This is a genomic window from bacterium, assembly GCA_020440705.1.
Taxonomy (GTDB): Bacteria; Krumholzibacteriota; Krumholzibacteriia; order LZORAL124-64-63; family LZORAL124-64-63; genus JAGRNP01.
This window is the reverse complement of the sequence record JAGRNP010000019.1, coordinates 40,354-46,679: the sequence shown is the minus strand read 5'-3', so window position 1 is coordinate 46,679 and position 6,326 is coordinate 40,354. Positions and strand designations below refer to the sequence as shown.

4 protein-coding genes are annotated in these 6,326 nt (G+C 68.9%); 2 read left to right on the top strand and 2 right to left on the bottom strand.

Annotated elements, in window-relative coordinates; all coding sequences use genetic code 11:
* Nucleotides 1–174: 174 nt before the first annotated feature.
* Nucleotides 175–843, bottom strand: a complete 669-nt coding sequence (locus KDM41_05065; GenBank protein ID MCB1182782.1) for a glycine cleavage system protein H — start codon at nucleotides 841–843, stop codon at nucleotides 175–177.
* Nucleotides 844–1,248: 405 nt separating this feature from the next.
* On the opposite strand from KDM41_05065, the gene acs reads away from it, so the two are divergent.
* Nucleotides 1,249–3,198: an acetate--CoA ligase gene (gene acs / locus KDM41_05060; GenBank protein ID MCB1182781.1), complete on the top strand. Its 1,950-nt coding sequence runs from the start codon at nucleotides 1,249–1,251 to the stop codon at nucleotides 3,196–3,198.
* Between the two features lie 96 nt (nucleotides 3,199–3,294).
* Here the strand turns inward: acs and KDM41_05055 are convergent, their stop codons facing one another.
* Entirely contained in the window at nucleotides 3,295–4,275 is a 981-nt protein-coding gene (locus tag KDM41_05055) for a hypothetical protein (GenBank protein MCB1182780.1), read from the bottom strand.
* A 190-nt stretch (nucleotides 4,276–4,465) separates the two neighbouring features.
* Here KDM41_05055 and KDM41_05050 point away from each other — a divergent pair, with 190 nt between their 5' ends.
* Nucleotides 4,466–6,325 carry a glycosyltransferase gene (locus tag KDM41_05050; protein ID MCB1182779.1) on the top strand — a complete coding sequence of 620 codons (1,860 nt, stop codon included), beginning with the start codon at nucleotides 4,466–4,468 and terminating at the stop codon, nucleotides 6,323–6,325.
* Nucleotide 6,326: the final 1 nt, after the last annotated feature.

The window sequence follows — 6,326 nt, the reverse complement described above, 5'->3', positions numbered from 1 at the left end:
CCGCCGCCCCGCCGTGCTGCTGCGCCCCGCCGCCGCGGCACGGCGCCGTCGCGCCGGAGCACGAACGCTCCGCCCCTCGGCCCCGGGCCCCGGTGCCGTCCACCCCCAACGAGAAAGGGGCCGTTCCCGGCCCCTCCCTCGTCATCGTCTGCGCCCGTCGGGGCGTGTGTCGGGTCAATCCCGGATCCGCGCGAACTCGGTCTCGAAGAGCTGCCAGCCCTCGACGTCGAGGCTGCAGGCGGCCCCGATGACAGGGTGGGCGCCGTCGGCGGCCAGGGCGCCGACCAGCTCGGGGCTGGTGCGGGCGGTCAGGAAGTCGGTGAACCGCTGCACTTCGCGGCCCAGCCAGGTGGCGGCCTTGTCGCCGACCTTCATGTCGCGCAGGGCTTCGTTGTGCTCGACCGGCCACACCGTGGCCAGCCAGCCGCGGCCGTAGGGGTCCTGGCCCACGGTCTCGGGGTTGTTCTCGGCGCTCTCGTTGGCGGCGACGACGGTGCCGTCGACCGGCGAGGTGACCTGGAACTTGTGGCCGAGGCGCGTGACCACGGCCAGGGTGTCGCCCTTGCTGATCGAGGTGCCGACCGGCATGACCTCGACCTCGTCGACCTTGCCGAGGGCCTGGGTCAGGAGCTCGTCCATGCCCACCTTCAGCTCGCCGAGCTCGGTCAGGCGGGCCCAGGCGTGGTTGTCGGCCAGGAACAGGCCCTTGGGGAAGCGCACGGCCGAGAACGTCTTGATGGGCTCGGCGGCCGGGGTCTCGCCGCGGCGACGCTTGATGTACAGTTTGAGGGCATCGATCGCGAAGAAGGCGACGACCATCAGGATGACGAGGATGGCTGACATGGCTTTGTCCTTTCGTTTCCGGCCCGGTGAAGGCCTTGGCATCGGTCTGGGGAGGATCCCCGTTCGCTCATCCTCTCTATTGCATTCGTGATGCCAAAAAACTAACACCTTTAAGTTGTTGTTTTACAAGGTTTTGCATATTCCGCGGTTCGCGCGCCGTTGAGGTGTTCAACGGTTCGGGGACGCGAAATCGCTGGTTCAGAATAACTTGTTGTCTAGCAGCGACTTAGTACCGTAGAGCTTCACAACACCCCGATGTGGTGTTCCTCTACGGTCTGCGGACCTCCGTAAGTGCGCAGACAATGGCAATTGAATAGGTGTTTCCTTGTCCTGAGCGGCCAAAAATGGTATGGCTTAACGGCTGCACACGACTCGATCCCCCAGCCCCTCCCAGGAGGTCTCTCCATGTCCGAGAACAACGAAAAGAAGGTCTACGGGCCCAATCCCGACGTGGCCGCCACGTCCCACGTGGGGAGCATGGAGGAGTACAAACGGCTCTACCGCCTGTCGCTCGACGATCCGGAAACCTTCTGGGGCAAGCAGGCCGAGTCGATCAGCTGGTTCGTGAAGCCGCGCATGGTCTTCGACCACGACTACGACAACGTCGACTTCAGCTGGTACAACGGCGGGCGCACGAACGCCTGCTACAACTGTGTCGACCGGCATCTGGAGGAGCGGGGAGACAAGCCCGCGATCATCTGGGCCAAGGACGAGCCGGGCGAGTACGAGACCATCACCTACCGGCAGCTGAAGCACCAGGTGGCCAAGGTGGCCAACGTGCTGAAGGCCCACGGCGTCCGGAAGGGCGACCGCATCGCCATCTACATGCCGATGATCCCCGAGCTGGCCTACACCATGCTGGCCTGCGCGCGCATCGGGGCCATCCACTCGATCATCTTCGGCGGCTTCAGCGCCGACGCCATCCGCGACCGCGTGCTCGACGCGCGCTGCAAGGTCGTCATCACGGCCAACGAGGGGCTGCGCGGCGGCAAGAAGATCAAGCTGAAGGACACGGTCGATCGCGCCATCGACGGCCTCGACCTGGTGGAGACCGTCCTGGTCGCCCGCCGCACCGACACCGAGTCGACCATGCGGCCGGGTCGGGACTACTGGCTCGACGAGGAGATGAAGAAGCAGCGCTCGACCTGCACCGTGGAGTGGATGGGTTCCGAGGACCCGCTCTTCATCCTCTACACGTCGGGCTCGACCGGCAAGCCCAAGGGTGTCATGCACACCACGGGCGGCTACATGGTGTACGCGGCCATGACCCACCGCATGGTCTTCAACTACCGGCCGGGCGACGTGTACTTCTGCGCCGCGGACATCGGCTGGATCACGGGCCACAGCTACATCGTCTACGGGCCGCTGGCCAACGGCGCGACCACGGTGATGTTCGAGTCGATCCCCACGTATCCCGACGCCGGCCGCTACTGGGAGATCGTCGACGACCTGAAGGTGAACATCTTCTACACGGCGCCGACGGCGATCCGGGCCATCGCGCGCGAGGGCGACAGCTTCCTGGCCAAGAGCCGGCGCGACTCCCTGAAGGTGCTCGGCACCGTGGGCGAGCCCATCAATCCCGAGACCTGGAAGTGGTACTTCGAGAAGGTCGGCAACGGGAAGTGCTGCATCGTCGACACCTGGTGGCAGACCGAGACGGGCGGCATCCTCATCACGCCGCTGCCGGGCGTCACGCCGCTCAAGCCGGGCTCGGCCACGCTGCCGTTCTTCGGCGTCAAGCCGCTGCTGATGGATCCGGACGGGAAGATCATCGAGGGCAACGACGTGCAGGGGAACCTGTGCATCGAGCGCACCTGGCCCGGTCAGGCCCGCACGGTGTGGGGCGACCACCACCGATTCTACGAGACCTACTTCAGCCAGTACCCGGGCTACTACTTCACGGGCGACGGCTGTCGCCGCGACGAGGACGGCTACTACTGGATCACCGGTCGCGTCGACGACGTGATCAACGTCTCGGGTCACCGCATGGGCACGGCCGAGGTCGAGTCGGCGCTGGTGGCGCACGAGTCGGTGGCCGAGGCCGCCGTGGTGGGCTTCCCCCACGAGATCAAGGGCCAGGGCATCTTCGCCTACGTCATCTGCACGGCCGACGCCGGCGAGCCCCACGAGCTGGTGGGCGCGCTGAAGGAGCAGGTGCGCCACGTGATCGGGCCCATCGCGACGCCCGACCAGATCATGATCGTGCCGGGCCTGCCCAAGACCCGCTCGGGCAAGATCATGCGCCGCATCCTGCGCAAGATCGCCGCGGGCGAGTACGAGGGCCTCGGCGACGTGACGACGCTGGCCGATCCGTCGGTGGTCGAGAAGCTGATCGAGGGGCACAAGGCGCTGTAGGCCGGCCCGGACGAGCGGAATGGCAAAGAAGCGCCCCGGGCCGAGGTCCGGGGCGCTTCGTGTCCGGAGCGCTTCGTGTCCGGAGCCCGGGCGGCCTCAGTCGCTCCCGCGGTAGGTCAGTTCGAAGACGGCCTCGAAGACCTCGGTCCCGGTGGGGTTGTACGCCGTCTGGAAAAGGGCGTGGTTCCGCTCCTGGCTGTAGACCGGGCCCACGCCGGGCACGAACACATTCACCCCGTAGACGTAGCCGCGGAACACGCCCTCCAGGGCCGCGTTCTCGTCGACCGCGAACTGCTCGCCCAGATCGATCACGTACATCACCTCGACGGCGTCGCAGCGGGTTTCGCCGAGGCCGGAGACCGGCCCGCGCGACCAGACCCGACCGTACAGGAAGATGTCGTCGGCCAGTTCGGGCACGAGCTGCAGGGAGAACTCGGTGCCCACCTCGAGATCGCGCTCCATGAAGACCCAGCTGTGGTGGGTCGAGATGTCGCCGTAGCCGTAGTAGCCCGAGTCCTCCCAGGCGAACGCATAGCCGTGCAGGAGCAGCGGGCCGGAGATCCGCGCGAATCCGTCGGCCGTGGACTTGGCGGCGGCCAGCGCCGCGGCGGGCAGGCGATCACGCAGGTCCGGGCGCGTGCGCGCCAGGAGGACCAGCAGCGGGTCGACGTCGTCGGCGGGTCCGGGGCGCTCCTCGACCAGCATCTCCTCGTGCAGGTACTGGGTCGTGACGCCGGAGTCGGTGGTCATCTCGCCGTCGAAGGTCAGGCCGTACCGGCCCCGCAGCGTGTCGCCGTCGCCGGCGACGAAGGGCTCCTCGAGGCGGTCGTGCAGCCACGACATGGGGGGCAGGATCGTCTCGCCGGGGCCCACGAGGGTGGCGTTGGTGTCGACACGCGACAGGGAGATGAAGTCGTAGCTCCAGGTCCGGCCGTCCTCGTGCGGCCAGGCGGAGACGAGGGGCGGGGTGGGCGTGTTGCCGGAACAGGCGCTGGGGTGGCCGTCGTCCTTGCAGGCGCCGAGCGCGAGGGCCAGGGTCAGGGCGGCGAGGGCCGTGAAGGTGCGCGTGCGGGTCATGGGAATCCCCCTTGGCTGGCGGTGGCCCGGACGGCCGCCGCTGACCGATCAAGGGTAGCGATTTTGAACAGAGAAGTCCATCCCGGCCGGGCGCCGGCCCGGCGAAAGATCACTCCCGGCCCGGCCCGCGAATTGCTACAGATTTCCCGGATCCAACCGTCTTGTTCCCCCTGGGCCCGGGAGATGAGCCATGACCGACGCCGGAACGATCCTCTCGATCGTCATCGCCGCACGCAACCAATTGAACAGCTTGAAGTTCACGCTGCTGACGCTGCGCGACCAACCCCCTGCCGTTCCCTGCGAGATCATCGTCGTCGACTGCGGGTCGGACGACGACTCCGGCCAGTTCCTGGCCAACCAAGCGGAAAAGGGTGAACTGCGCCTGGTCAGCCTCGACCGCAATCCCGGCCGCACCGCGGCGCGGAACAGCGGCGCGGGCCTGGCGCGGGGGAAATACCTGATGTTCCTGGACCCGGGCGTGGTGGTCGGCCCGCACTGGTCCGAAGCCCTGCTGGCGACCCTGGAGCGGGACCCGCTGGCGGGTGCGGTGGCGGGGAAGATCATCCTGCCGGACGGCCTCATCGACCACGCCGGACTGGCCGTGCTGGAGACGGCCACCGAGCACGGCCCGCGCCTGACCGGGCGCGCCATCCACGCGGGACAGCGGGCCGAGGCGCCCGGCTCGACCCGCCCCCTCAGCGTGCAGGGTCTGGCCGGCGAGGCCCTGATGGTGCGGGCGAGCGCGTTCTTCGCCGTGGGCGGTTTCGACGACGGTCTCGGGCGGGAGTTCAGCCGGCCCAAGCCCATGGCCGAGGCCGAGCCCGCGGGGCTCGATCTCTCCCTGCGTCTGGGCGAGCGCGGCTGGACCCGCGTGTACCGCCACGAGAGCATCATGACCCGGCTGCGCGTGTCGGAGGTCGAGGCGCCCGAGGATCCGGTCCTGGCGCGGCGCACCGCGGCCGACGACCAGGCGCTGATCTCGGCCAACTGGCTCGGGCGCATCCGGCCCGACTTCACCATCAGCGCCGACGGGCGCGTGGCCCCGGTGGAGCACGGGGCGATCCGGCCCTGGCGCGAACCGCTGATCGCGTTCCCGGCGAACACCTACACGGGGCGCCTGCACCCGGACCGCTCGGCGGCGAACGCGGCCGACGTGGCGGACATCCGCGCGTCGGTGGTGGTGCTGTGCCACAACGCGGCGGCCTACACCGAGCGCTGCGCCGCGTCGCTGCTGCGCCACACCGATCCCCGGCATGAGCTGATCTTCGTCGACAACGGCAGCACCGACGGCACGGCCGACCTGCTGGCCGGGCTGGCCGGGCGCCACGCGCGCGTGCGCGTGATCCGCAGCGCGACCAACCTGGGCTTCGCCGGCGGCAACAACCTGGGTCTGGCCGCCGCATCCGGCCGCCACCTGGTGCTGCTGAACAGCGACACGATCGTGACCGCGGGCTGGCTCGAGCGGCTCGTGCGCGCGGCCGAGCGCCATCCGCGGGCCGGGCTCGTGGGCGCCGTGACCAACGAGATCTCGGGCCTGCAGCGGCTCAGCACGGTGGGCTACCGCACGGGCGACCTGGACGACGTCGCGGGCCTCGACGCGTTCGCGGCCGCGCACGCCCGCGACGAGGCCGGACGGGTCGACCGCACCCTGCGGCTGACCGGCTTCTGCCTGCTCATCAAGCGCGAGCTGCTCGCGCGCATCGGCGGGCTGGACGAGGTCTTCGGCATCGGCAACTACGAGGACAACGACTACTGCCTGCGGGCGCATCTGGCCGGCTACGAGTGCCTGATCGCCCGCGACTGCTTCGTGCACCACTTCGGCAGCCGCAGCTTCGCGGCGGCCGGCGTGGATTATGTGGCGCAGATCCACAAACAGTGGGATGTTTTCAAGCGCAAGTGGAACATCCCCGCGGCGATCGCCTTCAACGGCCCGGTCGACCTGGACCGGATCCTGGCGCGGGGCTTCCGGGCCGAACTGCACTTCCACCCCCTGCCGGCCGCGACCGGCACCGGAAAGGAGGTGCCCGAGACCGTGACCGCGGAGGGGTGAT

Bases quoted from the DNA above. Each gene is read 5' to 3' on its own strand.
- KDM41_05065 (MCB1182782.1), bottom strand. From the start codon at position 843: ATGTCAGCCATCCTCGTCATCCTGATGGTCGTCGCCTTCTTCGCGATC.
- acs (MCB1182781.1), top strand. From the start codon at position 1,249: ATGTCCGAGAACAACGAAAAGAAGGTCTACGGGCCCAATCCCGACGTG.
- KDM41_05055 (MCB1182780.1), bottom strand. From the start codon at position 4,275: ATGACCCGCACGCGCACCTTCACGGCCCTCGCCGCCCTGACCCTGGCC.
- KDM41_05050 (MCB1182779.1), top strand. From the start codon at position 4,466: ATGACCGACGCCGGAACGATCCTCTCGATCGTCATCGCCGCACGCAAC.